The sequence below is a fragment of the Salinicola sp. NYA28a genome (genome assembly GCF_976982775.1).
The window spans coordinates 718,750-744,895 of record NZ_OZ334582.1; the positions used below are offsets into that span (position 1 = coordinate 718,750).

General features: G+C 62.5%; 27 protein-coding genes. 15 read left to right on the forward strand and 12 right to left on the reverse strand.

The genetic code is table 11. The features are described 5' to 3' along the window. Window positions 1-100 precede the first annotated feature (100 nt). The 7 genes from slmA to ACWHY3_RS03450 all read right to left on the reverse strand — a co-directional run bounded on the left by slmA (window position 101) and on the right by ACWHY3_RS03450 (window position 6,026). Window positions 101-718: a nucleoid occlusion factor SlmA gene (gene slmA, locus ACWHY3_RS03420; protein ID WP_071231782.1), complete on the reverse strand. Its 618-nt coding sequence runs from the start codon at window positions 716-718 to the stop codon at window positions 101-103. A 123-nt stretch (window positions 719-841) separates the two neighbouring features. Continuing rightward, window positions 842-1,744 carry an acetylglutamate kinase gene (argB, locus tag ACWHY3_RS03425; protein ID WP_071231783.1) on the reverse strand — a complete coding sequence of 301 codons (903 nt, stop codon included), beginning with the start codon at window positions 1,742-1,744 and terminating at the stop codon, window positions 842-844. Between the two features lie 139 nt (window positions 1,745-1,883). After that, complete coding sequence (locus tag ACWHY3_RS03430; protein WP_448127566.1) at window positions 1,884-3,296, reverse strand: phosphomannomutase/phosphoglucomutase; 1,413 nt, start codon at window positions 3,294-3,296, stop codon at window positions 1,884-1,886. Between the two features lie 36 nt (window positions 3,297-3,332). After that, complete coding sequence (locus tag ACWHY3_RS03435) at window positions 3,333-3,884, reverse strand: YaeQ family protein (protein ID WP_087717613.1); 552 nt, start codon at window positions 3,882-3,884, stop codon at window positions 3,333-3,335. Window positions 3,885-3,993: 109 nt separating this feature from the next. Beyond that, window positions 3,994-4,494: a dUTP diphosphatase gene (gene dut / locus ACWHY3_RS03440; protein WP_087717614.1), complete on the reverse strand. Its 501-nt coding sequence runs from the start codon at window positions 4,492-4,494 to the stop codon at window positions 3,994-3,996. 90 nt (window positions 4,495-4,584) lie between these two features. Continuing rightward, entirely contained in the window at window positions 4,585-5,844 is a 1,260-nt protein-coding gene (gene coaBC / locus ACWHY3_RS03445) for a bifunctional phosphopantothenoylcysteine decarboxylase/phosphopantothenate--cysteine ligase CoaBC (protein ID WP_087717615.1), read from the reverse strand. 59 nt (window positions 5,845-5,903) lie between these two features. Continuing rightward, entirely contained in the window at window positions 5,904-6,026 is a 123-nt protein-coding gene (locus ACWHY3_RS03450) for a hypothetical protein (protein WP_256960991.1), read from the reverse strand. 182 nt (window positions 6,027-6,208) lie between these two features. On the opposite strand from ACWHY3_RS03450, the gene radC reads away from it, so the two are divergent. From radC to ACWHY3_RS03505, 11 genes are all read left to right on the forward strand, one after another. Beyond that, window positions 6,209-6,883: a RadC family protein gene (radC, locus tag ACWHY3_RS03455; RefSeq protein WP_071231788.1), complete on the forward strand. Its 675-nt coding sequence runs from the start codon at window positions 6,209-6,211 to the stop codon at window positions 6,881-6,883. A 415-nt stretch (window positions 6,884-7,298) separates the two neighbouring features. Then, window positions 7,299-7,535 carry a 50S ribosomal protein L28 gene (rpmB, locus tag ACWHY3_RS03460; RefSeq protein WP_071231789.1) on the forward strand — a complete coding sequence of 79 codons (237 nt, stop codon included), beginning with the start codon at window positions 7,299-7,301 and terminating at the stop codon, window positions 7,533-7,535. A gap of 11 nt (window positions 7,536-7,546) precedes the next feature. Further along, window positions 7,547-7,702 (forward strand): 50S ribosomal protein L33, encoded by a 156-nt coding sequence (rpmG, locus tag ACWHY3_RS03465; RefSeq protein ID WP_035472447.1) that lies wholly within the window; start codon window positions 7,547-7,549, stop codon window positions 7,700-7,702. 110 nt (window positions 7,703-7,812) lie between these two features. Beyond that, window positions 7,813-8,628, forward strand: a complete 816-nt coding sequence (gene mutM / locus ACWHY3_RS03470; protein WP_087717616.1) for a bifunctional DNA-formamidopyrimidine glycosylase/DNA-(apurinic or apyrimidinic site) lyase — start codon at window positions 7,813-7,815, stop codon at window positions 8,626-8,628. A gap of 191 nt (window positions 8,629-8,819) precedes the next feature. Continuing rightward, window positions 8,820-10,010: a class I SAM-dependent rRNA methyltransferase gene (locus ACWHY3_RS03475; protein WP_087717823.1), complete on the forward strand. Its 1,191-nt coding sequence runs from the start codon at window positions 8,820-8,822 to the stop codon at window positions 10,008-10,010. A 27-nt stretch (window positions 10,011-10,037) separates the two neighbouring features. Next, window positions 10,038-10,373: a putative signal transducing protein gene (locus tag ACWHY3_RS03480; protein WP_303853195.1), complete on the forward strand. Its 336-nt coding sequence runs from the start codon at window positions 10,038-10,040 to the stop codon at window positions 10,371-10,373. 95 nt (window positions 10,374-10,468) lie between these two features. Then, window positions 10,469-10,903, forward strand: a complete 435-nt coding sequence (locus ACWHY3_RS03485; protein ID WP_087717618.1) for an acyl-CoA thioesterase — start codon at window positions 10,469-10,471, stop codon at window positions 10,901-10,903. Window positions 10,904-11,064: 161 nt separating this feature from the next. Beyond that, the gene (gene ald, locus ACWHY3_RS03490; protein WP_087717824.1) at window positions 11,065-12,183 is read left to right on the forward strand and encodes an alanine dehydrogenase; all 1,119 of its coding nucleotides are present in this window, start codon (window positions 11,065-11,067) and stop codon (window positions 12,181-12,183) included. A gap of 96 nt (window positions 12,184-12,279) precedes the next feature. After that, complete coding sequence (locus tag ACWHY3_RS03495; RefSeq protein WP_303853192.1) at window positions 12,280-13,293, forward strand: tryptophan--tRNA ligase; 1,014 nt, start codon at window positions 12,280-12,282, stop codon at window positions 13,291-13,293. Between the two features lie 191 nt (window positions 13,294-13,484). Next, window positions 13,485-14,687 (forward strand): YeeE/YedE family protein, encoded by a 1,203-nt coding sequence (locus ACWHY3_RS03500; protein ID WP_087717620.1) that lies wholly within the window; start codon window positions 13,485-13,487, stop codon window positions 14,685-14,687. A 279-nt stretch (window positions 14,688-14,966) separates the two neighbouring features. Continuing rightward, on the forward strand, window positions 14,967-16,649 hold the full coding sequence (locus tag ACWHY3_RS03505) for an NAD-dependent malic enzyme (protein WP_087717621.1): 1,683 nt from the start codon (window positions 14,967-14,969) through the stop codon (window positions 16,647-16,649). A 522-nt stretch (window positions 16,650-17,171) separates the two neighbouring features. On the opposite strand, the gene acnA is transcribed toward ACWHY3_RS03505, so the two are convergent. After that, window positions 17,172-19,934, reverse strand: a complete 2,763-nt coding sequence (gene acnA / locus ACWHY3_RS03510) for an aconitate hydratase AcnA (protein WP_448127567.1) — start codon at window positions 19,932-19,934, stop codon at window positions 17,172-17,174. Window positions 19,935-20,367: 433 nt separating this feature from the next. Here acnA and ACWHY3_RS03515 point away from each other — a divergent pair, with 433 nt between their 5' ends. From ACWHY3_RS03515 to trxB, 3 genes are all read left to right on the forward strand, one after another. Further along, complete coding sequence (locus ACWHY3_RS03515; RefSeq protein WP_087717623.1) at window positions 20,368-20,574, forward strand: CPXCG motif-containing cysteine-rich protein; 207 nt, start codon at window positions 20,368-20,370, stop codon at window positions 20,572-20,574. Window positions 20,575-20,719: 145 nt separating this feature from the next. Continuing rightward, window positions 20,720-21,322 carry a peroxiredoxin gene (locus ACWHY3_RS03520; RefSeq protein WP_087717624.1) on the forward strand — a complete coding sequence of 201 codons (603 nt, stop codon included), beginning with the start codon at window positions 20,720-20,722 and terminating at the stop codon, window positions 21,320-21,322. Window positions 21,323-21,501: 179 nt separating this feature from the next. After that, window positions 21,502-22,452: a thioredoxin-disulfide reductase gene (trxB, locus tag ACWHY3_RS03525; protein WP_087717625.1), complete on the forward strand. Its 951-nt coding sequence runs from the start codon at window positions 21,502-21,504 to the stop codon at window positions 22,450-22,452. Window positions 22,453-22,631: 179 nt separating this feature from the next. On the opposite strand, the gene ACWHY3_RS03530 is transcribed toward trxB, so the two are convergent. After that, on the reverse strand, window positions 22,632-22,910 hold the full coding sequence (locus tag ACWHY3_RS03530) for a SlyX family protein (RefSeq protein WP_303853181.1): 279 nt from the start codon (window positions 22,908-22,910) through the stop codon (window positions 22,632-22,634). Between the two features lie 131 nt (window positions 22,911-23,041). Between ACWHY3_RS03530 and ACWHY3_RS03535 the strand changes: the two genes are divergently transcribed. Beyond that, window positions 23,042-23,524, forward strand: coding sequence for a cold-shock protein (locus ACWHY3_RS03535; protein ID WP_087717627.1), 483 nt, complete (start codon window positions 23,042-23,044; stop codon window positions 23,522-23,524). Between the two features lie 67 nt (window positions 23,525-23,591). On the opposite strand, the gene ACWHY3_RS03540 is transcribed toward ACWHY3_RS03535, so the two are convergent. The 3 genes from ACWHY3_RS03540 to dapE are packed head-to-tail and all read right to left on the reverse strand — an operon-like array spanning window position 23,592 to window position 26,140. Continuing rightward, window positions 23,592-24,533 (reverse strand): cation diffusion facilitator family transporter, encoded by a 942-nt coding sequence (locus ACWHY3_RS03540; RefSeq protein WP_087717628.1) that lies wholly within the window; start codon window positions 24,531-24,533, stop codon window positions 23,592-23,594. Window positions 24,534-24,582: 49 nt separating this feature from the next. Then, window positions 24,583-24,975, reverse strand: a complete 393-nt coding sequence (locus tag ACWHY3_RS03545; protein ID WP_087717629.1) for a hypothetical protein — start codon at window positions 24,973-24,975, stop codon at window positions 24,583-24,585. After that, on the reverse strand, window positions 24,959-26,140 hold the full coding sequence (gene dapE, locus ACWHY3_RS03550) for a succinyl-diaminopimelate desuccinylase (RefSeq protein WP_448127568.1): 1,182 nt from the start codon (window positions 26,138-26,140) through the stop codon (window positions 24,959-24,961). The genes ACWHY3_RS03545 and dapE overlap by 17 nt, the downstream gene beginning before the upstream one ends. Window positions 26,141-26,146 lie beyond the last annotated feature (6 nt).

Below are 26,146 nucleotides of genomic sequence, written 5' to 3' on the forward strand. Positions count from 1 at the left end.
GGCGATGACCGATGACCGATGAACGATACGAAAGGACGATACGAAAAGCCCGGCATCAGCCGGGCTTTTTGCGTTGGGGCGAAATGGCTTGCCGCAGGGGTTAGATCGAGGCGGCCTGTGGCGATACGGTCAGCAATCCGTCGCCCAGCAGTCGCCACTGATCGTTCCAGTGTGACGTGGGGCGGTGGCGGAAGTCGCTGCGCACGTACTGACTGATCCGGCCCTCCACGAAGGCCGACAACAGGTTGGCCGCCGCCGGCACCGGCAACTGGGGACGCAAGCCCTCGCGCAGCTCCGCCTCGCGCAGAACCTGCTTGAACTGGGTCTCCAGACGCTCGAACAGCTGGGACATGCGAGTGCGCAGACGCGCTGTCTCGCCCGTGAGCACATCGCCGTCCATCAGCCGGCTGAGGCCGGGGTTCTTCTCGGCGAAGGCCAGCACGAGCTGGACGATCGTCTCGCAGCGAGCGAGCGCCGAGGGCTCGTCGTCCAGGATGCGCCGGATGCGTTCGAACAGGCTGGCTTCGATGAATTCGATCAGCCCTTCGAACATGCGCGCCTTGCTGGGAAAATGGCGATAGAGCGCCGCTTCGCTGACGCCGACCTGGCGGGCCAGCGCGGCGGTGGTGATGCGTTTGCCGCTGTCCTCCTCGAGCATCAACGCGAGTGCCTGAAGGATCTGTTCACGGCGGGAAAGCTGTGGGGTTGCCTGCGTCATGACGGTTCTTATCGGTCGTGTTGTCGAAGCTCCCTCCTGGAGCGGCCCGGACGGCCTGTCTTCCGTTCGGCGGTCGGGGCGGGCCTTCCAGGCCCGCAGTGATTGAAATCAGAGTAGCGCGAATCAGTCACGATGGTCGGTGATCTGGGTGCCGACCCCGGCATCGGTAAAGATCTCCAGCAGCGTGGAGTGCACCACGCGGCCATCGACGATGACGGCGCTGCCGACACCGCCCTTGACGGCGTCCAGCGCGCAGCGAATCTTCGGCAGCATGCCGCCGTAGATCGTGCCGTCGGCGATCAGGGCATCGACCTGTTCGGTGGAGAGTCCGGTCATCACCTTGCCTTCGGCATCCTGCAGGCCGGCGACGTTGGTCAACAGCATCAGCTTCTCGGCCTTCAGCGCTTCGGCGACCTTGCCTGCCACCAGGTCGGCATTGATATTGTAGCTGTTTCCTTCACGATCGACGCCGATCGGCGCGATGACGGGGATGAAGTCGCGTTCGGCCAGCATCTCGATCAGGTCGGTGGAGATGTGCTCCACTTCGCCGACGTGACCGATATCGATGATCTCGGACGCCGTCATCTCCGGCGTGCGATGCTCCACCTTGAGCTGACGAGCCAGAATCTGCGCGTTGTCCTTGCCGGTCAGGCCGATCGCCTTGCCGCCGCACTGGTTGATCTGGGTCACGATGTTCTTGTTGACCAGCCCGCCCAGCACCATTTCCACCACGTCCATGGTTTCCGCATCGGTGACGCGCATGCCGTTGACGAAGCGAGACTCGATGTCGAGCCGTGCCAGTAGCTGACCGATCTGCGGGCCGCCGCCGTGGACCACGACCGGGTTGATGCCGACTTCCTTCATCAGCACCATGTCGCGAGCGAAGGAGTCGATCAGCTTGTCTTCGGTCATGGCGTTGCCGCCATACTTGACCACGACGGTCTTGCCGGAATAGCGCTGAATGTAAGGCAGCGCCTCGGACAGGATCTCGACCACCTGGCGTGGGTCGCGTGGGCTTTCGTTCATGAGGCGTCATGTCTCCACTATCTGCGCGCCGCTGATGGCGCTTTCCCGCCGAGGCGATGGCCCGTGCACGGGACGGTCTTGTCTGCTGCGTTATCGATGACACGTGCCGCCAGCGACACGAGGGTGTCGTGACGCAGGGTTAAAACGGCAGTTCCACTTCCGGCGCCACCGCACGCAGCGCGGCACCGAACCGTTGCTGGATGCGTGTCAATGCCGCCTGATCCTTGCCCTCGAAGCGCAGCACCAGCATCGGCGTGGTGTTGGAGGCGCGGCACAGGCCCCAGCCATCGGGATAGTCGACCCGGATGCCGTCCAGTGTCGTCTTGATGCCATCCTGACCGAAGTCGCCGCTCTCGGCCAGCCGCTCGACGATTGCGAACTTCTCTTCGTCGGTGACTGCCGCGTTCAGTTCCGGCGTGCTGACATCCTGCGGGAACGTGCTGAAATAGCGATCGGCGTCGACCGGCTGGCGCGACAGAATCTCCAGCAGCCGGGCGGCCGAGTAGAGCCCGTCGTCGAAGCCGTACCAGCGCTCGGCGAAGAAGATATGGCCACTCATCTCGCCGCCCAGCTGTGCCCCGGTTTCCTTCATCCGCGCCTTGATCAGCGAGTGACCGGTGCGCCACATCTCGGGCTCGCCGCCGGCCCGTTCGATGATCTGGGCCAGATTGCCGGTGCACTTGATGTCGAAGACGATACGGGCGCCAGGATCGCGCTCGAGCAGGTCGGTGGCGAACGCCATCAGCAACCGGTCCGGGTAGATCATCTCCCCCGAGGGCGTGACCACGCCCAGGCGATCGCCGTCGCCGTCGAAGGCCAGCCCGATATCGGCGCCGGTCTCCTTGACCTTGGCGATCAGGTCGACCAGGTTCTCCGGCTTGCCGGGATCGGGATGATGGTTGGGGAAGTCTCCGTCGATCTCGGCAAACAGAGGAATGGTTTCCGCTCCCAGCGCTTCGATCAGCCTGGGTCCCAGTTCGCCGGCGACGCCGTTGCCGCAATCCACCACTACCTTGAGCGGGCGCCCGCGCTGGCTCTGGTCGAGCGACACGTCACCCAGAATGCGCTGGAGATAAGCTTCGCCGACATCGATCTGAGTCAGCGTACCGTCGCCTTCGCTGAGGTCGCCGCTGCGGATGCGCTCGAGCAGCCCGGTAATCGCCTCGCCGGAGATCGCGACGCCGTCCAGCACGATCTTGAAGCCGTTGTAGTCCGGCGGATTGTGGCTGCCGGTCACCATCACGCCGCTGCGGCTTTCATCGAGCGTGGCGGTGGCGAAGTAGAGCACCGGCGTCGGCACGCGGCCGATATCGATCACATCGCGACCGGACGCGCGCAGGCCGCGGATCAGCGCCGCTTGCAGGCGGGGGCCGGAATGGCGGCCGTCACGGGCAACGATCACGCACTGCTGGCCGCGGGCAGCGGCTTCGCTGCCTACCGCACGGCCGATCCACTCGACCGTTTCCTCGGTCAGCGTGTCGTCGACGACGCCGCGAATATCGTAGGCCCGAAAGATCGAGGCGGGTACGTTGGCACCGGATTGGTCGTTCATCGGCATGTCCTTGTCATTGCTCACATCCGGTCGGCGTCACGCCCACCGTTCGAATTCGAGTTCCACCGACGCCTGTCCGTCGGTGATCAGCCACTGGCCTTCCATCAGCGTGGCGCCCAGGCTCAGGTTGCGGTCGACGAGGGCGGTCAGCGCCGCCAGCGGCTCTGCCGGCAGATTCCAGACCTCGACCCGCGGCTGTGCCCGGATATCGCTCTCCAGCTTTTTCCACCACTGTGTCGCGCTGCGTGGGGCGTAGGGATAGACCAGCACGCGTTCGGCTCGGGAGAGCCCCTGCTTGATGCGCTTCAGCGACGGTTCACCCAATTCTATCCACGAAAGGATGCGGCCGTCCGGCGCCTTGAGCCACAGATCCGGCTCGTCGTCGGTACTCAGTCCGCGAGTCATGGCGAGATCGTTGTCGGCGCTGGTGGCATGTGCATTGGCGATGAACGCCAGCAGCCGCACCATCAGTCGCGTCGCCGTCTCGGAAGGGTGGCAGGCCACGGTCAACGCGTGATCGCCATAGTAATGGCGATCCAGATCGCTGACGTTGAGTTTCGCTTTATAGATGGTTGCGCTTAGCGCCACGCGACATTTCCTTGAAGAGAGCTCGATTGACCGAGACCAGTGGGCGTTCGGCGATCATTGCCGGCGCGTTGTTGTCGACTCTTTATTCTCGATCCTGCATTTCGGCCCTTCATTTTCGACCAGAGTGGCCGAATCCGCCGCCCGCCCGTTCGGTAGCGACGAAATCTTCGACGATCTCGAGCTCGGCCTGGACCACCGGCACCAGCACGTACTGCGCCAGTCGTTCGCCCGGCTCGAGCACGAAGGTATCCTGGCCACGATTCCACACCGAGATCATCAACTCGCCCTGATAGTCGGAATCGATCAGTCCGACCAGGTTACCCAGCACGATGCCGTGCTTGTGACCGAGCCCGGAGCGAGGCAGCACTACGCCGGCCAGCCCCGGATCGCCGATGTGGATGGCCAGGCCGGTGCGTACCAGCGCGCTGTCGCCGGGCGCGAGGGTCAGCGCTTCGTCGAGCAGCGCGCGCAGATCCATGCCGGCACTGCCGGTGGTGGCGTAGTGCGGCAGCGGATAGTCGTGCACGCGTTCATCGAGAACCTTGACCGAAAGCTTCGGCCTGATTGTCGTTGTCGATGAGGGCGCCGCGGACGGAGTGCTGGATGACATGAAAGTGACTTCCTGAAAGAGCATGAAATGAAAGGCCAGAGAGCGGCCTAGCTTACCATTGCTCGAGCGCGAACCGGATGCCGACGCCCGTTAGGGCAGTCGGGAGACGATATGGTCGATGATCGCGCCTGCCAGCGCGGCCTTGGGCTGAACCGGCAGCGAATGACGCTGCGTCTGGTCCTGCGCCTTCCAGAGCAGTGTGACGGCGTTGTCGTCGCTGCCGAAGCCGATGCCCTCTTGGGAGACATCGTTAGCGACGATCAGATCCAGCCGCTTGCGCTCGAGCTTGCTGCCGGCGTGGGTCTCCAGCGTCTGCGTCTCGGCGGCGAAACCGACCGTGAACGGGCGGTCGTCACGGCCGGCGACCGTGGCGACGATGTCCGGGTTGCGCACCAGTTCGAGGGTCAGGCCACTGTCGTCGTTCGCTTTCTTTAACTTGTGTTCGCTGATGGACGCAGCGCGATAGTCCGCCACGGCAGCACAGCCGATGAACAGGTCGCAAGGCAGCCGGGACTCGACGGCGGCGAGCATCTCCGTGGCCGAGGTCACATCGATCCGCTCGACACCGGGAGGCGTCGTGAGCGTCACCGGGCCGCTGACCAGGCTGACGCTGGCGCCGCGCTCGGCGCAGGCCGCGGCCAGCGCATAGCCCATCTTGCCGGAGCTGTGGTTGGAGAGATAACGCACCGGGTCCAGCGCCTCGCGAGTGGGGCCGGCGGTGATCACAACGCGCTTGCCGGCCAGATCCCGATGCAGGGGCATCGCCTCGGGCGACTCGTCGCGGGTGGGTTCGAACTCGCTCAGCAACTGGGCGAGAATGGCTTCCGGCTCCAGCATGCGACCCAGGCCGACATCGCCGCAGGCCTGATCGCCGGCATCCGGACCCAGCAGCGTCCAGCCCAGCTCGCCAAGTCGATCGGCATTGGCCAGCGTCGCCGGGTGGCGCCACATCGCCTGGTTCATGGCGGGCGCCATCAGGCAGCGGGCTTCGGTGGCGAGGCACAGCGTCGTCAGCAGGTCGTCGGCGTGACCGTGGGCCAGGCGCGCCATCAGGTCGGCGGTGGCCGGCGCGATCAGGATGATGTCCGCCCATTTCGCCAGCTCGATGTGGCCCATGCCGGCCTCCGCTTCCGGATCCAGCAGCGAGGTCCGCACCGGCTCACCAGTGAGCGCCTGCAGGGTCAACGGCGTGATGAAGGCCTGGGCGCCTTCGGTCATCACCACGCGCACCTCGGCTCCCGTTTTCTTCAACAGACGGGCGAGATGCGCGCTCTTGTAGGCGGCGATACCGGCGCTGATGCCGAGCAGAATGCGGGTTCCGGCCAGTCCCGGCCCGAGTGGTAAAGCCATGGTCGACGTCCTGAAAAAGCAGGTACTCACCTTACCACCGGCGCCAGAGATTGCGTAGCTTACGACTTGCCGGTGTGGGCGGGATCCAGCGGCAACAGACGCTGGACGGCGAGCTCCACGCCGCGCAGCTCGGCCAGCCCCTTGAGCCGACCGATCAGCGGATAGCCCGGGTTCTGCGTCAAACGTTCTACTCATGTGGGCAGCAAGTTGCCGAAATTGACGATTCGACTTTGGGAGTAGAGCGTCATCGCCGATGAAAGGTAGAACGTCATCGTCGATAAAAATCGGTCAGGTTTTGGCGGAGCTGGCCGATGTCCTGATTCAGAGGTTTCTGATAATTCACGGCGAATGGACGGGAAGGGGCATGGCAATACGCGACTGGCCGGAAGGGGAGCGGCCACGGGAGAAACTGCTAACGCTAGGGTCAGCGGCACTTTCCGATGCCGAGCTGCTGGCGATCTTCCTGCGGGTCGGCGTCAAGGGGCGCTCGGCGGTGGATCTGGCACGCGATCTGTTGAGCAGCTTCGGCGGGCTGCGTCAGCTGCTGGAAGCGGATCGCCAGCGATTCTGTGCCGAGCATGGCCTGGGCGAGGCGACTTTCGTGCAGCTTCAGGCGACGCTGGAGCTGTCGCGTCGTCATCTCGGCAGCCTGCTCGAGCGCGATGCGGCGTTGACTTCCCCGACACTGGTGCGTCGATTCCTGAGCGCACAGCTGCGCCATCTCGATCATGAGGCGTTCGCGGCCCTGTTTCTGGATACGCAGCATCGCGTGATTCGTTTCGAGATCCTGTCCGAGGGCACGCTGGACAGCGCCTCCGTCTATCCACGTGAAGTCGCCCGGCGCGCGCTCGCGCACAATGCCGGTGCCGTCATCTTTGCGCACAATCACCCTTCCGGCGTGGCCGAGCCGAGCGATGCCGATCGTCGGATCACCGAACGCCTGCGCGAGGCGCTGGGGCTGTTCGATATTCGGGTGCTGGATCATTTCGTGATCGGCGACGGCGAGGTAATCTCGTTCGCCGAGCGCGGCTGGTTATGAGCAGGCGACGCGGCGCCAGATTGGCGGAATGGGCAGTGAATGGGCAGTAGTAAATGGACAGTGTTTCGAGATTCGGATGGGAACGCGTGTCGGATTCGGGTAACATACCGCGCCATGTTCTGGGGTGACGCCCTTCGATGGCCTGTCGGAAACGATCGGCCAACGCTTCGCTGGAACGGCGGCAGTTGTCGTCGATTGTTGCGAAGAACGGAGGCGTCTGGTATAAAGTACGCCCTTTGAATCGGGGCACCTTTGAGTCGGCGCATTGATCCAGTGAATCAAGGCGTTGGACCATGGCAGTCGAGCGAATGAATACCCGCCATTTCCATGAGGGAATCGAAATGGACGGGCTCTTCCCGAACTGCGTGTCCGAGATAAACCGAACAACCCAACCCGCCAGTGGTCGGAGGCTTCCATGTCCCAAGTTTGTCAGGTTACCGGTAAGCGTCCGGTGACTGGTAATAACGTCTCGCACTCACAGCGCAAGACACGTCGTCGTTTCGTCCCGAACCTGCATACGCATCGTTTCTGGGTCGAATCCGAGAAGCGTTTCGTCAAGCTGCGTCTGTCCTCCAAGGGCATGCGTATCATCGACAAGAAGGGCATCGAAGCGGTGCTCAGCGACATTCGCAAGCGCGGCGTTAGCCTTTAAGGAGTCGAGAGATGCGTGACAAGATCAAGTTGGTGTCCAGCGCCGGTACCGGCCACTTCTACACCACGGCCAAGAACAAGCGTAACACTCCGGACAAGCTCGAATTCAAGAAGTACGATCCGGTCGTTCGCAAGCACGTCATCTACAAGGAAGCCAAGATCAAGTGATCTAGCTTTCTGATAGTGCTGAAATGCCAGCACTGAAATGACAGTACGGAAAACCCGGTCCTCGACCGGGTTTTCTCGTTTGTGATGGAAGAATCGCGAGAGTCCGACGCATGCCCGAGCTTCCCGAAGTCGAAACGACCCGCCGCGGTATCGCGCCTCACGTCGAAGGCCGAGAGATCGTCGAGGTCATCGTGCGTCAGCGCCGCATGCGCGTGCCGGTGCCCGACGACCTGGAGTCCACGTTGATCGGTGCAAGGTTCGGTGAGCTCTCCCGTCGCGCCAAGTATCTGCTGCTGCCATTGGGCGAGCGTACCTTGCTGTGGCATCTGGGGATGTCCGGCAGTCTGCGCATCGCGCGTATCGGCGATCCGCCCAAGAAGCACGATCATGTCGATCTCGTCTTCGAGAGCGGCCAGATCCTGCGCTATCACGATCCGCGCCGCTTCGGGTTCGTCGATTGGCTGAAAGGGGATGCCGCGACGGACACCCGGCTTTCCCGCCTGGGCCCGGAGCCGCTGTCGCCGGATTTCGATGGTCAGCGACTCTACCGGCTGTCTCGCGGCCGCCGTGCGGCGATGAAGACCTTCATCATGGACAATGCCGTGGTCGTGGGGGTGGGCAATATCTACGCCACGGAGGCGCTGTTCATGGCCGGCATCGATCCGCGTCGCGCGGCGGGTCGTGTCTCGCTCGAGCGTTTCGAGCGTCTCGCCGAAGCGATCAAGACGGTGCTGGCGGCGGCGATTACCCAGGGCGGCACCACACTGCGGGACTTCGTCAGCGGCACTGGCGAGCCGGGGTACTTTGCCCAGCGGCTCAACGTCTATGGTCGAGCCGGCGAGCCCTGTCGTCACTGCGGCATAGCGTTGCGCCATATCGTGCTCGGCCAGCGCGCCACGGTTTACTGCACCTTTTGCCAGACCTGAACGGTCGTTGCCCGATCGGACGCGAGATCCGGCCGGGGCGAGGCACGATTTTGTCCCGACGGGTCAATGGATGGCTGCATGCGGGTTAGAATGCGCCGAGATTGCTGTTCGGCGACGCTCGTTCGAAACGTTGCTTCAATACGCTTTTCCTGATTTCCCTTGCCGATGGAGCCTTGCACATGGAGTCAACCGTGACCCAGACCCTGCGCCTCAAGAAGAACGCTGATCGACGTCTGAAGGCGGGCCATCTGTGGCTCTACTCCAACGAGATCGATATCCAGGCGACGCCGCTCAAGGGGCTCGAGCCAGGCGCGCAGGTGACCATCGAGGCCGCCAATGGCAAGGCGCTGGGTGTCGCCTACGTCAATCCGCATTCGCTGATCTGTGCCCGCGTCGTCTCCCGCGATGCCGATGTCCGGCTGGACCGTTCGCTGCTGGTGCACCGCTTCAATCAGGCGCTGGCGCTGCGCGATCGCCTGTTCGCCAAGCCGTTCTACCGGCTGATCCATGGCGAGGGCGATCTGCTGCCGGGGCTGATCGTCGATCGGTTCGATGACGTGCTCGTGGTTCAGCTCAATACGCTCGGCATGGAAACGGTACGCGACGAGGTGATCGCGGCGCTGGACAAGGTGCTGTCGCCCCGCGCCATCGTGTTCAAGAACGATTCCAGCGGGCGGCGTCTGGAGCAGCTCGAATCCGAAGTCGCGGTGGTCCACGGCGAACTGCCCGACGAGGTGCTGCTGGAAGAGAACGGCGTGCGCTTCGTCGCCCCGGTGCTGGATGGCCAGAAGACCGGCTGGTTCTACGATCACCGCGCCAATCGCGCCTGGCTCAACGGCCTGGTCGCCGGCAAGCGAGTGCTGGATCTGTTCAGCTATATCGGCGGTTGGGGCGTGCAGGCCGCGGCGCATGGCGCCAGCGAGGTACTGTGCGTGGACGCTTCCGAGGTCGCGCTGGACCGGGTTGCCGAGAACGCCGCGCTCAACGGACTGCACGAACAGGTGGCGGTCGGCCACGGCGATGTGTTCGAAGCCATGACCGCGCTGCGTGCCGAGGGCGAGAAGTTCGATGTCGTGGTGCTCGATCCGCCGGCATTCATCAAGAAGCGCAAGGATCTGGCCAATGGCGAACGCGCCTACGCGCGCCTCAATCGCGAGGCTATGCGCCTGCTGGGGCGTGACGGACTGTTGATGTCGGCGTCCTGCTCCATGCATCTGTACGAGGAGCGCCTGGTGGAGTGCGTGCGTGGCGCGGTGCGTCATCAGGATCGTCACGGCCAGATCATCTACCGTGGCGGTCAGGCGGGCGATCACCCGATCCACCCGTCCATTCCCGAGACGGCTTACCTGAAAGCGCTAGGCGTGCGGGTCTTCCGCAATTGAGGATCGCAATGGAGCGATACCGCTGACATGTCTGCCGACTGGATCCGTATATTCCGTCATCCCAATGTCTTGTTGGTCAGTCATGTTCGTAACGTGATCGAGAGCGCCGGTATCTCTGCCACGTTGCGCAACATGACCCTGGCTGGCGGGGCGGGAGAGTTGCCGCCCGATCAGTGCGAGGCGGAGGTCTGGGTGGCCGCCGAGGCCGAAGCGCAGGCGAGCCGACTGGTCAGGGAAGCACTCGACGGACCGGCCGTGGTCGCGCAGCCGTGGCATTGCCCTGGCTGCGGTGAGCGGCTGGAAGGGGTTTTCGATCGCTGCTGGCAGTGTGGTCGGGCTCGCCCGGCCGAAGGCCAGGCATGACGTTCAGAGGATGAGACGTTCAGGGTCACTCCCGGTCGGCCGTGGCCGTCTCGCCAGGCATTGTCGAAATTACCGCTGACAATTCGGAGGTCCATATGACATGGGATCTGCCCGGCCCGTTCGTGATCGACATCCAGGTCGAGGCATCGAGCATCGATCATTACGGTCACGTCAACAACGCCGAATATCTGCGCTGGATCGAGCGCGCCAGCTGGACCCACTCCCGCCAGCTCGGGCTGAGTCTCGACGACTATCGAGCGCTCGATCGCGGCATGGTCGTCCATCGTCACGAACTGGATTATCTGGCGCCTGCCTTCGAAGGCGACCCGCTCCAGCTCGCCACCTGGCTCGTCGCTTGCGACGGCCGCTTGACGCTGACGCGACGGTTTCAGCTATGTCATGTCGCCAGCGCACGGACGCTGCTTCGCGCACAGACGCGTTTCGCCTGCATTCAACTCTCCAGCGGGCGGCCCAAGCGGATGCCGCCGCGATTCGTCGAGGTCTATGGCGGGGCTGTGGCGCCGGAGTAGAAAATATTCCTGCCTATCGGTGTGAATCCAGATTTTCTTTCAAAACGAGTTCGTCATTCAGGTCTTGTTCGTCTTTTTTCTGCCCCTATCCCGCCTTTATTGCTGTTGTGCTGTAATTCGCTCGATCCCTTCAATGACAACCAGCGATCGAGGAGATGACCATGCACATCGGCGTTCCCAAGGAAATCAAGAACCATGAATATCGCGTCGCCCTGACTCCGGGCGGCGTACGCGAACTGGTGGCACGAGGGCACCGTGTCTCGGTTCAGAAGGAGGCGGGCATCGGGGCCGGTTATCCGGACTCGGCCTATCAGGAAGCGGGCGCCGAAATGTTGGGTGACGTCGAGGCGCTGTGGGCTTCCACCGATCTGATCCTCAAGGTCAAGGAGCCCCAGGCGGAAGAGGTCGCTCGGCTGCGCCCGGAGCAGACGCTGTTCACCTATCTTCATCTGGCTGCCGAGGAGCGGCTGACTCGCGGTCTGATCGACAGCGGTGCGACCTGCATTGCCTACGAGACCATCACCGACGGCCTGGGTGGCTTGCCGTTGCTGGCCCCGATGAGTCGCGTGGCCGGCCGTATGGCCGTACAGGCGGGTGCGCACAGCCTGGAGAAAGCGCAGGGCGGTGCCGGTATTCTGCTGCCGGGCGTACCGGGCGTGGCGCCGGCCAAGGTGACCGTGATCGGCGGCGGCGTGGTCGGCGAAAACGCTGCACGGATGGCGCTGGGGCTGGGTGCCGAGGTGACGATTCTCGACAAGTCCCTGCCGCGTCTCGAGGTGCTCGATCATCGCTATCAGGGACAGATCCGCACGGTCTATTCGACCACCGAGACGCTGGAAACGGCCGTGCGCGAGTCGGACATGATCATCGGCGCAGTGCTGGTGCCCGGTGCCGCCGCGCCCAAGCTGATCACCCGCGCGATGCTCGCCGACATGAAGCCGGGAAGCGTACTGGTGGACGTGGCGATCGACCAGGGCGGCTGCTTCGAGACCAGCAAGCCGACCACCCATGCCGAGCCCAGCTACGTGGTCGATGGTATCGTCCACTACTGTGTCGCCAACATGCCCGGTGCGGTCGCACGAACGTCGACCCAGGCGCTGACCAATGCGACGCTGCCGTTCGTGATCGCACTGGCCGACAAGGGCTGGAAGCAGGCGCTCGCCGACGACGCCCATTTCCGGGGTGGACTCAATGTCCATGCCGGCCAGGTGACCTACGCCGCCGTGGGCGAGGCTTTCGGACTCGAGGTGGTGTCGCCGGAGCAGATCCTGAAAGGCTGAGAACGGGCTCACCGTCGGATCGGGGTGTTCGCTATGGGGAGGGTGGCAAGGTAAACTGCCCGCACTGCCACTTTCCCCTAGCGATTCGAAGAGTTCATGAGCAAGCGACGCGTTCTTACCGGTATCACCACCACGGGTACGCCGCATCTGGGCAACTATGTCGGCGCGATCAAGCCGGCCATCGCCGAGAGCCAGAATCCCGACGTCCAGTCCTACTACTTTCTTGCCGACCTGCATGCGCTGATCAAGGCGCAGGATCCGCAGCGGGTGCAGCAGTCGCGTCTAGAGATCGCCGCCACCTGGCTGGCTCTGGGCCTGGATACCGACAACGCGATCTTCTATCGCCAGTCCGATATCCACGAGATCCCCGAGCTGACCTGGCTGCTCTCCTGCGTCTGCGCCAAGGGCTTGATGAACCGGGCACACGCCTACAAGGCAGCGGTGGCCGACAACGAGGCCGATGGTCAGAGCGATGCCGATCGCGGCATCACCATGGGACTGTTCGGCTATCCGGTGCTGATGGCCGCCGATATTCTGATGTTCAACGCCCACAAGGTGCCGGTGGGGCGTGACCAGACTCAGCATATCGAGATGGCCCGCGACATGGCGGGGCGCTTCAATCATATCTACAAGGGCGATTACTTCACCCTGCCCGAGGCGATCGTCGACGAGAAGGTCGAAGTGCTGCGTGGTCTCGACGGCCGCAAGATGTCGAAGAGTTACGACAACACCATCCCGCTGTTCGCCAGCGAGAAGAAGCTGCTCAAGCTGGTGCGCAAGATCAAGACCAACTCGCTGGAGCCGGGCGAACCCAAGGATCCGGATACCTGCACGCTGTTCCAGATCTACTCTGCCTTCGCTACGGAAGAAGAGAGCCTGGACATGCGGCGGCGCTATGGGGAAGGCATCGGTTGGGGCGACGCCAAGAACGAGGTTTTCGAGTACTTGAATGCTCATCTGCGCGAACCGCGGGAGCGCTACGAGGCCTTGATGAACGATCCAGGCTATATCGAGCAAGTGCTGGTGAACGGCGCCGAGCGTGCCAGAGCCGAAGCCAATGCGTTAATGGAAAAGCTGCGGATCGCGGTAGGACTGGGACGTTTCCAGTAAGCAGACGTCCATTGGTCAAGGCCGGCCCATTCTTCAGTGGCCGGCTTTTTTTGACTATGGATTGCCTTCATTCATATAACCAGCATGTCTAGATAAAGCTTTTTTTGTCGTTTTCGTATTCCCGACTAAAAGACTAAAGTATTGCCCATTCGATTTTAGTCTAAAAAGGGGCTTCGCTTATGACGACTCTAATGCGTACGTCGCCTCCGGGGATTGGACGGCTATCGCCCAAGGCGTGGATCGCGGCGGTATTGCTCGTGGCGGGTTCACTGGTCGTTGGCCTGGCATACGGTGGTAATCAGGGCTGGCTGATGCTGGTTGGCGGCGCGTTGGGTATCGTGCTCTACCATGCATCCTTCGGCTTCACTTCCGCCTGGCGGGTCTTCATTACCGAGCGTCGTGGCCGTGGGTTGAGAGCACAGATGGTGATGCTGGCGCTGGCCGTGGTGCTGTTCTTTCCAGCGCTGGGAGCCGGTACGTTGTTTGGCCATCCAGTCGAAGGGTTCATCTCGCCGATCGGTATTTCGGTGATCGTCGGCGCCTTTCTGTTTGGTGTGGGTATGCAACTGGGCGGTGGCTGTGCCTCGGGAACGCTGTTCACCGTGGGTGGCGGCAACGCTCGGATGATCATCACGCTGCTATTCTTCATCGTCGGTTCTGTCATCGGCACGGCGCATTTTGCCTGGTGGCAGAGTCTGCCGGCCTTCCAGCCGACCTCGATGATCGATCTCTTCGGTACGGGGGGCGGTATCACTGCAAGCCTGGTGCTGTTTGCCGCCATTGCCGCGCTGACCATCACCATGGAGAAGCGGCGTCACGGCCAACTGGAGCAGGCGCCGTCGGTATCCGCGGGGCCCGGACGCTGGCTGACCGGGCCGTGGCCGATCCTGGCCGGGGCAATCGGCCTGGCGTTGCTCAACTTCCTGACGCTGTCGCTGGCCGGGCGCCCGTGGGGAATCACGTCGGCGTTCGCCCTGTGGGGCGCCAAGGTGTTTCAGGCTGTCGGCGGCGACGTCACTGGCTGGGGATACTGGCAGAATCCGGGGCGTGCGGCGTCTCTCGATAGCAGTATCTTCAGCGACGTGACTACCGTCATGAATGTCGGCGTCATTCTGGGCGCCGGGTTGGCGGCGACACTGGCGGGCCGCTTTGCTCCCAATTTCCGCATTCCGCTGCGTTCCGTGGCGGCGGCGGTGATCGGCGGTCTATTCCTCGGTTACGGTGCTCGCCTGGCCTTCGGCTGCAATATCGGCGCCTACTTCAGCGGCATTGCGTCCGGCAGCCTGCATGGCTGGTTGTGGCTGGTGGCAGCTTTCGCCGGCAACATGTTCGGCGTCAAGCTGCGCCCGCTGTTCTTTCCCGGCCCGGCCAGGCCCGTCGCGGCCAGTTGCTGACGGTCCACGGATGCCGTGACGAAAGCCCCGCCAGCGCGGGGCTTTTTCATTGGCGGGTAGTCTTTTGGTCAGGGGTTCCCTGGCGGACATGCCATCGGCGGCGGCAGATGGCATACTGGTCGACCCTTGACCAGCCGCGAGCTGGCTCGGCGTTCATACGGTTGCGTGGCAGCCGTATGGGCGATAACGACAATGCGCCATCGGGCCTGCACCAACGACCGGTGAGCTCGCCCGTCCGACAGGCGCGTTTCATTCGTTGGTTACCGCGAGAGTCGATTCATGTCCGATCACGCCAAGCGCCCGCTTTACATCCCTTACGCTGGACCTTCGCTGCTGGAAACGCCGCTGCTCAACAAGGGCAGTGCCTTCACCAACGAAGAACGTATCGAGTTCAACCTGGTGGGGCTGTTGCCGCAGAACGTCGAGAGCATCGAAGAGCAGCTCGAGCGCGCCTACCATCAGTACACGCTATGTCAGAACAACCTCGACAAGCACATCTATCTGCGGGCGATTCAGGACGACAACGAGACGCTGTTCTTCCGCCTGCTGGAAGAACATCTCGAAGAGATGCTGCCGATCATCTACACCCCGACGGTGGGGGAGGCGTGCGAGGAGTTTTCCAACATCTATCGCAACCACCGTGGCCTGTTCATCTCCTATCCCGATCGTCATCGCATGGACGACATCCTGCGTAGCGCGACAAAGGACAAGGTGCGGGTGATCGTCGTGACCGATGGCGAGCGCATCCTCGGCCTGGGCGACCAGGGCATCGGCGGCATGGGCATTCCGATCGGCAAGCTGTCGCTCTACACCGCCTGTGGCGGTATCAGCCCGGCCTATACGCTGCCGATTACGCTGGATGTGGGGACCAACAATCAGAAGCTGCTCGATGACCCGATGTACATGGGCTGGCGCCACAAGCGTGTATCGCCGGACGAATATGCGGAGTTCATCACGCTGTTCATGGAGGCGCTCAAGCGCCGCTGGCCGAACGTGCTGCTGCAGTTCGAGGACTTCGCGCTGACCAATGCCATGCCGTTGCTGGAGCGTTATCGCGACGAGCTGTGCTGCTTCAACGATGATATCCAGGGCACCGCCTCGGTCTGCGTGGCGACGCTGCTGGCGTCGTGCAAGGCCAGGAACGCCAAGCTCAGCGAGCAGACGATCACCTTTGCCGGCGCGGGCTCCGCCGGCTGCGGGATCGCCGAGCAGATCGTGGTCGCGATGACCCGCGAAGGGCTCTCGGAAGCCGAAGCGCGCAAGCGGATCTTCATGGTCGACAAGGACGGCCTGCTGACCACCGACATGGCAGGGCTGCACAGTTTCCAGCAGCGTCTGGCACATGATCCTGCCGAGCTGGGCTTCGATGGCGTTGCGCGTCAGTTGATCGACGTGATTCGCAACGTCAAGCCGACGATCCTGATCGGCGTCTCCGGCCAGCGCGGGCTGTTCACCGAAGAGGTGATCAAGACCCTCAACACCAACTGCGAGAATCCTCTGGTCATGCCGCTCTCCAACCCCACCTCCAAGGTCGAGGCGGTCCCGCAGGACGTGCTGGAATGGACCGACGGCCAGGCGATGGTAGCGACGGGCAGTCCGTTCCCGCCGGTGGAGATCAACGGTCGCACGATCCCCATCGCCCAGTGCAACAACTCCTATATCTTCCCGGGCATCGGCCTCGGCGTGATTGCTGCCAATGCGACACGCGTCACCGACAATATGCTGATGGCGGCATCCAATGCGCTCGCCGATAGCGCGCCGATCGTCAAGACCGGCGAAGGCGCACTGCTGCCGGCGCTGGGCGATATCCGCGAGATCAGCCAGGCGATCGCCTTCGCCGTCGGCAAGCAGGCCCAGGCGGATGGCGTCGCGCTTTCTTCCAGCGACGAAGTCCTGTGGGACGCGATTCATGGCCACTTCTGGTACCCGCGCTATCGCCAGTATCGTCGTCGCTCGATCTGATCGCGTGAGCTACGAGCTACGAGCTACGAGCTACGAGCTACGAGCCAAGAGCCAAGAGCCAAGAGCCAAGAGCCAAGAGCCAAGAGCCAAGAGCCAAGAGCCAAGAGCCAAGAGCCAAGAGCAAGCCCCGCCAATCGCGGGGCTTGTTCGTTGATGGATATTTCTCTCCACGCTCGAGAGGTGGCAGCCTTCGACGCCTCCGCAATAGCGCTGAACGCGGGAGCGATGAATCGGGTCTTGCGACATGGATGTCGCAAGAGGCGCGTTGGGCAGGATGCCCTTTTGCGCCGACCCGAATTCGATGTGACTGCGTTCAGGGTTTCGCTATTGCGCGGCGTCAAGAAGGGGAGCGTGAGGGGCTTGCCCCTCACGACCATGAGCAGACGGGAGGTTGGTGCCAGGTCAGTGGTAAATACGAGGAGATGAAATGAGTCGCCTCGTCCGTTTGGCACAGAATCCACGAAAAAGCCCCACCGATCGGTGGGGCTTCGTTCGCGACTTTCTTGACCGCGTAAGGCGGGTTTACAGCATGCTGCGCAGCACGTAGTGGAGGATGCCGCCGTGGCGGTAGTACTCCAGCTCGTTGGCGGTATCGATGCGGCAGAGCGCGTCGATTTTCTTCTCGCCCTTATCGGACGCGATGGTCACCTTGACGTTGCCGCCTGGGGCGAGATCCTTCAGGCCCTCGATGGAGATGGTTTCGTCGCCGGTCAGGCCCAGCGTCTCGCGGCTCTCGCCTTCGGGGAACTGCAGCGGTAGCACGCCCATGCCGATCAGGTTGGAGCGGTGGATACGTTCGTAGGACTCGGTAATGACGGCGCGCACGCCAAGCAGACGCGTACCCTTGGCCGCCCAGTCACGTGAGGAGCCGGTGCCGTACTCCTTGCCGGCGATCACCACCAGCGGCGTATCGTCCTCGGCGTACTTCATCGCCGCGTCGTAGATCGACATCTGCTCGCCGCTGGGCACGTGGCGCGTGTAGCCGCCCTCGACGTTTTCCAGCATCTCGTTGCGGATCCGCACGTTGGCGAAGGTGCCACGCATCATCACTTCGTGGTTGCCGCGACGGGAGCCATAGGAGTTGAAATCCTTCACCGCCACGCCGTGCTCCTGCAGATACTTGCCTGCGGGACTGTCCGGCTTGATCGAACCCGCCGGCGAGATATGGTCGGTGGTGACGGAGTCGCCAAGCTTGGCCAGAACGCGGGCGTTCTTGACGTCTTCGACCGGCTTCGGCTCCTTCTCCATGCCCTCGAAGAACGGCGGGTGCTGGATATAGGTGGAGTCCTTGGACCAGGCGTAGACTTCGCTCTCGGGGAACTCGATCGACTGCCAGATCTCGTCGCCGTCGAAGACTTCGGCGTACTCCTTGCGATACATCTCGGTCTTGACCTTCTCGACCGCCTCGGCGATCTCGGCCTGGGAGGGCCAGACATCCTTCAGATAGACATCGTTACCCTGCGGGTCCTTGCCCAGCGGTTCCTTGGTGAGATCCTTGCGCACGTTGCCGGCCAGCGCATAGGCGACCACCAGGGGCGGCGATGCGAGCCAGTTGGTCTTCACCAGCGGATGGACGCGACCTTCGAAGTTGCGGTTGCCGGAGAGCACCGAGGCGACGGTAAGATCGCCGGCATTGACGGCCTTCTCGATCGGCTCGGGCAGCGGGCCGGAGTTGCCGATACAGGTCGTGCAACCGTAGCCGACCAGGTTGAAGCCCAGCGCGTCGAGATCGTCCTGAACGCCGCCGGCGGCCAGGTAGTCGGTCACCACCTTGGAACCGGGGGCGAGCGAGGTCTTGACCCACGGCTTGGTCGTCAGCCCTTTCTCATGAGCCTTCCGTGCCAGCAGCCCCGCGGCCATCATCACGCTGGGGTTGGAGGTGTTGGTGCAGGAGGTGATGGCGGCGATCACCACGGCACCATGGTTGAGGGAGAACGTCTCGCCCTCGTACTCCACATCCTGGCTGTCGCCGGTGCGATAGTCATGGCCGGTCCGGTAGGCTTCGCCGTCGGCAGGCGGGGCACCTATTGCGGTATCGCCGCCTTCGGACATCCACTTGCCTTGCTCTTCCCTGGAAGCGTCCGGCTTGTCGCCGTTCATCAAGCTTTCGAACGTGGCTTTCAGGTCGGTGAGGGCGACGCGATCCTGCGGGCGCTTGGGGCCGGCCAGAGAGGCTTCGACCTCGCCCATGTCGAGATGGAGCGCATCGGTGAAAGTCGGCTCGGCGCCCGGCTGGCGCCACAGGCCCTGGGCCTGGGTGTAAGCCTTGACCAGTTCGATCTGGTCTTCGTCGCGGCCGGTCAGACGCAGGTAGTTGAGCGTCTCGTCGTCGACCGGGAAGAAGCCGCAGGTCGCACCGTATTCAGGCGCCATGTTGGCGATGGTGGCGCGGTCCGCCAGTGGCAGGTCGTCGAGGCCATCGCCGTAGAATTCGACGAATTTACCCACGACGCCTTTCTTGCGCAGCATCTGGGTGACGGTCAGCACCAGGTCGGTGGCGGTGATGCCTTCGTTGAGCTTGCCGGTCAGCTTGAAGCCGATCACTTCCGGGATCAGCATCGAGACGGGCTGGCCGAGCATTGCCGCTTCGGCTTCGATGCCACCAACGCCCCAGCCGAGAATGCCCAGGCCGTTGATCATGGTGGTGTGGGAGTCGGTGCCGACCAGTGTGTCCGGGAAGGCGTAGGTCTTGCCGTCGACTTCCTTGGTCCACACCGTCTTGCCGAGATATTCCAGGTTGACCTGGTGGCAGATGCCGGTGCCCGGCGGCACGACGCGGAAGTTATCGAAGGCGTTCTGGCCCCAGCGCAGGAATTCGTAGCGCTCGCGGTTGCGCTCCATTTCGATGGCGACGTTGTCCTTGAACGCGGAGGCGTCGCCGAAGTGGTCGACCATCACCGAGTGGTCGATGACCAGGTCGACCGGCGAGAGCGGGTTGATGCGGTCGGCCTTGGCGCCGAGCTTCTTGACCGCGTCACGCATGGCGGCCAGATCGACCACGCCGGGGACGCCGGTGAAGTCCTGCATCAATACGCGCGCCGGGCGATAGCCGATCTCGCGAGTCGACCTGCCTTCCTTGAGCCAGTCGGCCAACGCCTGGATGTCTTCCTTCGCCACGGTGGGGTCGTCGGCATAGCGCAACTGGTTTTCCAGCAGCACCTTGAGCGTCATCGGCAGCTTGTCGATGTTACCGAGCGTCTCGGCCGCCTTGGGCAGGCTGTAATAGTGAAAGGTCGTGCCTTTGACGTCGAGCGTCGCCAGCGTATGACTCGGGTCTGTAGACATCAGGGTGGTCCTCCTCGTGGCGGCGGCTGGGCCCGATACTCGGCACCAGCGAGCCTGTCCGGTTCCTTAACGGCGATACGTCAGCCTTTCTGCTTTCTGACCGTCGCTCGCCTGTCGATGGGGTGTCTTTACACCGCTCTTGTCTCGGTTACTGCCAATCCGCTTCGCCATGTCGAACGAAATCGCACGGTGTCATTCGGCGACCCGGCAAGCGCCATTGCGCAGACTTTGCCGGGCGAATCGGGTTGTCGACAATAATCATGGGCACGATAACACGCATTTTCAATCGGAGGCTTCGCGACTATCGTCCGGTACGGCCTTGAAAGTGGCTGCCGTTGCCACCAGTTTCAGCGTAGTCCGTGGCGACAGACTCTGCAGCGCTACCTGTCTGGCAGCCTGTAGACGCTACCCATTGTGTTTCGGGAGGTTGCTCATGTCGCAGGAGAGAGTCATCGACTGGCCGGTTCACTGCCCGTATTGCGATGCGCCTTTTTCGCTACTGCTGGATGTGAGCGAGGGCGGTTACGACACTTGGGAAGATTGCGCCGTCTGCTGCCAGCCGATTCACGTCGTGGTGGAAACGACGCACGAAGGCGAGTTGGCCACCGTCACCCTGGCCAGTGACGACGATGTGGTGTGAGCGGCCTCGATAGAGATACTGTAAAGACCTGATAGCTAATTGCTATGCGATCTATTACGGCAATTAAATTGGAGTATGGGCGATTAGCCATTAGTCTAGTCGTTCCAGATTCGTAACCCACGACAACCCACTTCAGGAGAAGCTCATGAGCGTACTCGTAGGACGCCAAGCCCCGGATTTCGAAACGGCAGCCGTGATGCCTGACGGTTCCATCAAGGACGATTTCCGCCTGTCCGACAGCAACGGCAAGCTGCGCGTGCTGTTCTTCTGGCCGCTGGACTTCACCTTCGTCTGCCCGTCCGAGATCATCGCCCACGACAACCGTCTGGCGAAGTTCAAGGAACTTGGCGTCGAAGTGATCGGTGCCTCCATCGATTCGCAGTACACGCACCACGCATGGCGCAAGACGTCTCCGGACGCTGGCGGCATTGGTGAAGTCGGCTTCCCGGTCGTGGCCGACGTCAAGCACGAGATCTGCCAGGCGTACGGCATCGAGCACCCGGAAGCTGGTGTCGCGCTGCGCGCCTCTTTCCTTATCGACGAAGATGGTGTCGTCCAGCATCAGACCGTCAACAACCTGCCGCTGGGTCGCAACGTCGACGAGATGCTGCGCATGGTCAAGGCGCTCAAGTATCACCAGACTCACGGCGAAGTCTGCCCGGCAGGCTGGGAAGAAGGCCAGGAAGGTATGAAGGACACCGCCGAAGGCGTGGCCAAGTACCTGGGCACTCACGCCGGCAACCTGTAAGCGGCGTGATCATCGAAGGCGGCCCGTCGGGCCGCCTTTGTCGTTTCTGGTATCATTTCGCCGATTGCAGTGTCCTGTGGCATGACCCGGCTGCGGGCGTGACTCGATAGCGGAGTCATGCCACAGGACGTTGAGTATCGATATACGCCAACCAAATCGTTGATTGAATCGAGGTAGTCATGAGCGACGCGCGCCACGAACGTTTGATTATCCTGGGCTCCGGGCCAGCCGGTTACACGGCCGCCGTCTACGCCGCGCGGGCGAATCTCAAGCCGTTGCTGATCACGGGCATGCAGGCCGGCGGGCAGTTGACCACGACCACCGACGTCGACAACTGGCCGGGCGACGAGGAAGGTGTCCAGGGTCCCGAGCTGATGGAACGCATGCGCAAGCATGCGGAGCGTTTCCAGACCGAAGTGCTGTTCGATCATATCAATGAGGTCGAACTGCGCGAGAAGCCGTTCACGCTCAAGGGGGACAACGGCACCTACACCTGCGATGCGCTGATTATCGCCACCGGTGCCAGCGCCCGATATCTGGGGCTGCCTTCGGAGCAGCAGTTCATGGGGCAGGGCGTTTCCGCCTGTGCTACCTGCGATGGCTTCTTCTACCGCAACCAGCATGTCGTCGTGGTTGGCGGCGGCAATACGGCGATGGAGGAAGCGCTCTATCTCTCCAATATCGCCTCGAAAGTTACGCTGGTTCATCGGCGCGATAGCCTTCGTGGCGAGAAGATCCTGCAGGATCGTCTGCACGAAAAGGTCGAGAGCGGCAACATGGCAATCGAGTGGAATCACACCCTTGACGAGGTGCTGGGCGACGGCAGCGGCGTTACCGGTGTCCGGTTGCGTTCCACGCTGAGCGGCGAAACCAGGCAGCTCGATGCCATGGGTGTGTTCATCGCCATTGGCCATACGCCGAATACCGGTATCTTCGAAGGCCAGCTCGATATGGCCAACGGATACATCCGCGTTCAGTCCGGGCTGGAAGGTAACGCCACGGCGACGAGCGTCCCCGGCGTATTCGCGGCGGGTGATGTCATGGATCACGTCTATCGTCAGGCCATCACTTCCGCGGGCAGCGGCTGCATGGCGGCGCTCGATGCGGAGCGGTTCCTGGACGATTTGTAAGCCGGGCTGCGCTCGGAGTTTGAAGAGCGGCAGTGCGTGCCTGAGAGAGATAGGCTGAAAGAAAGGTCAAAATCTTCGAACGAAACATGCCAGCGACGGACGATATCGTCGCTGGCATTTTTGCGTTTAGGAGCTGCTGCATCCTGATTTTCGTGGCTCGTGGCTCGTGGCTCGTGGCTTTAGTAATGGGGTGGCAGCTCGTCTTCAGGCCGTGGCGTATCCCCGCCCAGGTCGTCGATTGCCTGGCGCTGTTCGCTGAGTCGTTCACGCATCAACTGATTGAGACGGGTGAGTTTTTCCAGCTCGCTTGCCTGCTCTCTGACCAACCTGTCGAGTGTCTCCAGCCAATCGTCCTGGAACGCCACACGGCTCTCCAGGGCATCGAGCCGGGCTTCCAGGGACGTGCGCGAGGGCGGCTCTACCGTGTTAGACTTCCGAGGCTGTGTGTCATCTTTCATTCACGGCACCTTTAGTGACAATAGGTTGGTTAATAAAAGTAAGTTAATGATATCAGGTAAGAAAACCGCCCCTGCCCGAATTCAAGAGCAGGGCGTTTTCCTTGTTCCGACGTCTAGAGATATGAGAATCCATGAATAGCAAGGTAATTCTGCGTTGTACGCTGATCAGTCTACTCCTCTCGATACCCTCGCCATTACTGATTGGTCTCTTGATCACGCTGATCAGTAGCGTATTGGCCACCGACCTGACCTGGTTCTTGAACGTGGAAGGCGTCTCGGCCATGTACGCTGCCACGGTGATCGCCGTCTTCATCGTGCTGTGGCTGGGCACCCTGGCCATGGCGCTGTTGGCGCCGGCGACCCCGAAGACGGCCACCGCCGCCATGCTCGCCGATGTCGAAAACGACGATCGTGAGCTGGGCGAGGTCAAATGGTTCAACGTCAATAAAGGCTACGGTTTCATTACCCGAGCCGATGGCGAGGATGTCTTCGTGCATTTTCGCGCGATTCGCGGCAAGGGGCATCGAACCTTGGCCGAGGGTCAGAAAGTGCGTTATCACGTGATCGAGAATGATCGTGGGCTGCAGGCGGATGACGTGACCGTCATCACCTGAGCCGACAGCTGAACGATCGATACCCCTCGCAGGCAAGCCCTCCGAGGGGTATTTTTTCGCCACTGATTCAACTGGCGGCGTGGGATTCCGGTGGTATCTCGTCGACCCCGGCGCGGGCCTCGGCCTCGACGAACACGCGCTTGACGCTGTCGTGAGCCTGTTTGATCTCCCGGTCGAGCCTGGCGATGGTTCGCTCGATCTGCTCTGCGGTAGCGCCGCGAGCGAAGCGGACGCTGAGATTGACCAGAATGAAATTGGGTCCCATGTGCATGGTCAGCACTTCATTGACGCCCTCGACGCCATCGGCGCTCCCCGCCAGCTGCCGGATGTTTTCGACTACATTCTGGTTGGCGCTTTCGCCGATCAGCAGGCTCTTGGTTTCCTTGGCCAGCCAGATCGCGGTGCCGCCCAGCAGCAGACCGATGATGACCGAAGCGATGCCATCGAACAGCAGAATGCCGGTCCACTGCGACAGCGCCACGCCGGCCAGGGCTACCATCAGCCCCAGAAGCGCCGCCGAATCCTCGAAGATCACCACGAACATCGACGGATCCTTGCCGCGATGCACGGCCTCCACATAGCCCCATTTGCCCTTGGTCTTGCGAAACTCGTTGAGCGCGAAGGCCCAGGAGGCACCTTCGAACAGAATGCCCAGGCCCAGCACGACATAGTTGACCAGCGGCGACTCGATCGGTTCGGGGTGCAGGATATGTATCACCCCTTCGTACAGGGAGACACCGGAGCCGATCGCAAAGATCAGCAGTGCGACCACGAAACTCCAGAAGTAGATTTCCTTGCCGTGGCCGAAGGGGAACTGGGGGCTCGGGGGCCGTTTGGCGCGCTTCATGCCCAGCAGCAGCAGAATCTGGTTGCCGGTATCCACCACCGAATGGATGCCTTCGGATAGCATCGCCGAGCTGCCGGTAATGGTGGCCGCCACGAATTTGGTCACCGCGATGAGCAGGTTGCCGCCCATGGCGGCATAGATGACTGCTTTGGATTCCGCCATTCGATTGACTTCCTGTCAGATGGGCCGCGTTTCGGCGGCCAGGGCGTAATTAACGGCCCGAGTCCGGCCACTCCATGATGTTCTCGCTGCCATCCGGCAGGACTTGCCAGAAGCGATCAGGATCGTCGCCGGGTTGCCAGCCGCCGAGAGAACAGCGTGCCTCGCAGCCCAGTTCGCGAGCGGCGTCACGCGCGCAGTCGGCATCCCTGGGCCAAGGAGTGGCATCGCAGTCGAACCACAGGCTGGCGTAGCCGTCAGCGGCTCGCTCGACGAGCATGATGCCGATTCCGCCTTCGGCACCCGATGCTCTGCCACGCCAGATTCCCTTGCCGGCGCGGCCCAGTGTCATCTCCTCATCGCCCAGGGCGCCCCTGAGCCATCGGGTGATGGCGTCGACATCAGCGACGGCGAGATAGATTTCGATGTCAGGAAAACGCTCCATGGGTTCCTCTGGTGAACAGCCGCTCGAGTGTCGCTTCGTAGATGCGGCTCAGGGTATCGAGGTCGTCGGCACGGATGCGTTCGTTGACCTGGTGGATAGTGGCATTGACGGGGCCCAGCTCGATCACCTGTGTGCCCAGTGTAGCAATGAAGCGACCGTCCGACGTGCCGCCCGAAGTCGAGAGCGTCGGCCGGTGTCCGGTGACGCTCTCGCAGGCCTGCTGTGTTGCCTCGAGCAACTCGCCGGCTGCGGTCAGGAACGGTTCGCCGTTGAGCGTCCAGTCGATCTGGTAGTCGAGTCCGTGAGCGGAGAGCTTCCGCTCGACCCGTTCGCGTAGCTGAAGATGCGTCACTTCGCTGGAATAGCGGAAGTTGAACGTCACTTCCAGTTCGCCGGGAACGACATTGGTGGCGCCGGTTCCCGCATGCAGGTTGGAGATCTGGAAGCTGGTCGCCGGGAAGAAATCGTTACCGGCATCCCAGGACTCGTTCACCAGCTCGGACAGGGCCGGCAGCGCCTGATGGATCGGGTTGCGGGCCAGGTGCGGATAGGCCACATGACCCTGAATGCCGCGCACGCGAAGCACGCCGCCTAGCGAGCCGCGGCGCCCGTTCTTGATCACGTCGCCGAGATGGCTGGTGGAGGAGGGCTCGCCGACAATGCAGTAGTCCAGCGCTTCATTGCGCTCGCGCAGCCGTTCGACGACCGCGCGAGTGCCGTGGACCGCTGGCCCCTCTTCGTCGGCGGTGATCAGGAAACCGATCCTGCCGTGGTGATCCGGATACGCGGCGACGAAGCGCTCGACTGCCGTTACCATCGACGCCAGGCTGCCCTTCATGTCGGCGGCCCCCCGGCCGCAGAGAAAGCCCGTCTCATCGATCAGCGGCTCGAAGGGCGAATGTTTCCATTCGCTCTCCGGGCCGCTGGGCACGACATCGGTATGGCCGGCAAAGGCCAGCATCGGCCCGTGCTGGCCCCGAGTGGCCCAGAAGTTGTCGATGCCGCCGATCGACATGCGCTCGACCTGGAAACCGATCCGCTCCAGCCGCTCGATCATCAATGCCTGGCAACCATGGTCGTCCGGCGTCACCGAAGGCCGCCTGAGCAGTTCCAGGGCCAGGGCCAGCGTGTCGGAAGGCGCGGTCGTCTGTGACGCGTCAGGCATGCAGTT

What these genes read in the sequence shown, in the direction of transcription:
- slmA (WP_071231782.1), bottom strand. Translation starts at nt 718, where the DNA reads ATGACGCAGGCAACCCCACAGCTTTCCCGCCGTGAACAGATCCTTCAG.
- argB (WP_071231783.1), bottom strand. Translation starts at nt 1,744, where the DNA reads ATGAACGAAAGCCCACGCGACCCACGCCAGGTGGTCGAGATCCTGTCC.
- ACWHY3_RS03430 (WP_448127566.1), bottom strand. Translation starts at nt 3,296, where the DNA reads ATGAACGACCAATCCGGTGCCAACGTACCCGCCTCGATCTTTCGGGCC.
- dut (WP_087717614.1), bottom strand. Translation starts at nt 4,494, where the DNA reads ATGTCATCCAGCACTCCGTCCGCGGCGCCCTCATCGACAACGACAATC.
- coaBC (WP_087717615.1), bottom strand. Translation starts at nt 5,844, where the DNA reads ATGGCTTTACCACTCGGGCCGGGACTGGCCGGAACCCGCATTCTGCTC.
- radC (WP_071231788.1), top strand. Translation starts at nt 6,209, where the DNA reads ATGGCAATACGCGACTGGCCGGAAGGGGAGCGGCCACGGGAGAAACTG.
- rpmB (WP_071231789.1), top strand. Translation starts at nt 7,299, where the DNA reads ATGTCCCAAGTTTGTCAGGTTACCGGTAAGCGTCCGGTGACTGGTAAT.
- rpmG (WP_035472447.1), top strand. Translation starts at nt 7,547, where the DNA reads ATGCGTGACAAGATCAAGTTGGTGTCCAGCGCCGGTACCGGCCACTTC.
- mutM (WP_087717616.1), top strand. Translation starts at nt 7,813, where the DNA reads ATGCCCGAGCTTCCCGAAGTCGAAACGACCCGCCGCGGTATCGCGCCT.
- ACWHY3_RS03480 (WP_303853195.1), top strand. Translation starts at nt 10,038, where the DNA reads ATGTCTGCCGACTGGATCCGTATATTCCGTCATCCCAATGTCTTGTTG.
- ACWHY3_RS03485 (WP_087717618.1), top strand. Translation starts at nt 10,469, where the DNA reads ATGACATGGGATCTGCCCGGCCCGTTCGTGATCGACATCCAGGTCGAG.
- ald (WP_087717824.1), top strand. Translation starts at nt 11,065, where the DNA reads ATGCACATCGGCGTTCCCAAGGAAATCAAGAACCATGAATATCGCGTC.
- ACWHY3_RS03495 (WP_303853192.1), top strand. Translation starts at nt 12,280, where the DNA reads ATGAGCAAGCGACGCGTTCTTACCGGTATCACCACCACGGGTACGCCG.
- ACWHY3_RS03500 (WP_087717620.1), top strand. Translation starts at nt 13,485, where the DNA reads ATGCGTACGTCGCCTCCGGGGATTGGACGGCTATCGCCCAAGGCGTGG.
- ACWHY3_RS03505 (WP_087717621.1), top strand. Translation starts at nt 14,967, where the DNA reads ATGTCCGATCACGCCAAGCGCCCGCTTTACATCCCTTACGCTGGACCT.
- acnA (WP_448127567.1), bottom strand. Translation starts at nt 19,934, where the DNA reads ATGTCTACAGACCCGAGTCATACGCTGGCGACGCTCGACGTCAAAGGC.
- ACWHY3_RS03515 (WP_087717623.1), top strand. Translation starts at nt 20,368, where the DNA reads ATGTCGCAGGAGAGAGTCATCGACTGGCCGGTTCACTGCCCGTATTGC.
- ACWHY3_RS03520 (WP_087717624.1), top strand. Translation starts at nt 20,720, where the DNA reads ATGAGCGTACTCGTAGGACGCCAAGCCCCGGATTTCGAAACGGCAGCC.
- trxB (WP_087717625.1), top strand. Translation starts at nt 21,502, where the DNA reads ATGAGCGACGCGCGCCACGAACGTTTGATTATCCTGGGCTCCGGGCCA.
- ACWHY3_RS03530 (WP_303853181.1), bottom strand. Translation starts at nt 22,910, where the DNA reads ATGAAAGATGACACACAGCCTCGGAAGTCTAACACGGTAGAGCCGCCC.
- ACWHY3_RS03535 (WP_087717627.1), top strand. Translation starts at nt 23,042, where the DNA reads ATGAATAGCAAGGTAATTCTGCGTTGTACGCTGATCAGTCTACTCCTC.
- ACWHY3_RS03540 (WP_087717628.1), bottom strand. Translation starts at nt 24,533, where the DNA reads ATGGCGGAATCCAAAGCAGTCATCTATGCCGCCATGGGCGGCAACCTG.
- ACWHY3_RS03545 (WP_087717629.1), bottom strand. Translation starts at nt 24,975, where the DNA reads ATGGAGCGTTTTCCTGACATCGAAATCTATCTCGCCGTCGCTGATGTC.
- dapE (WP_448127568.1), bottom strand. Translation starts at nt 26,140, where the DNA reads ATGCCTGACGCGTCACAGACGACCGCGCCTTCCGACACGCTGGCCCTG.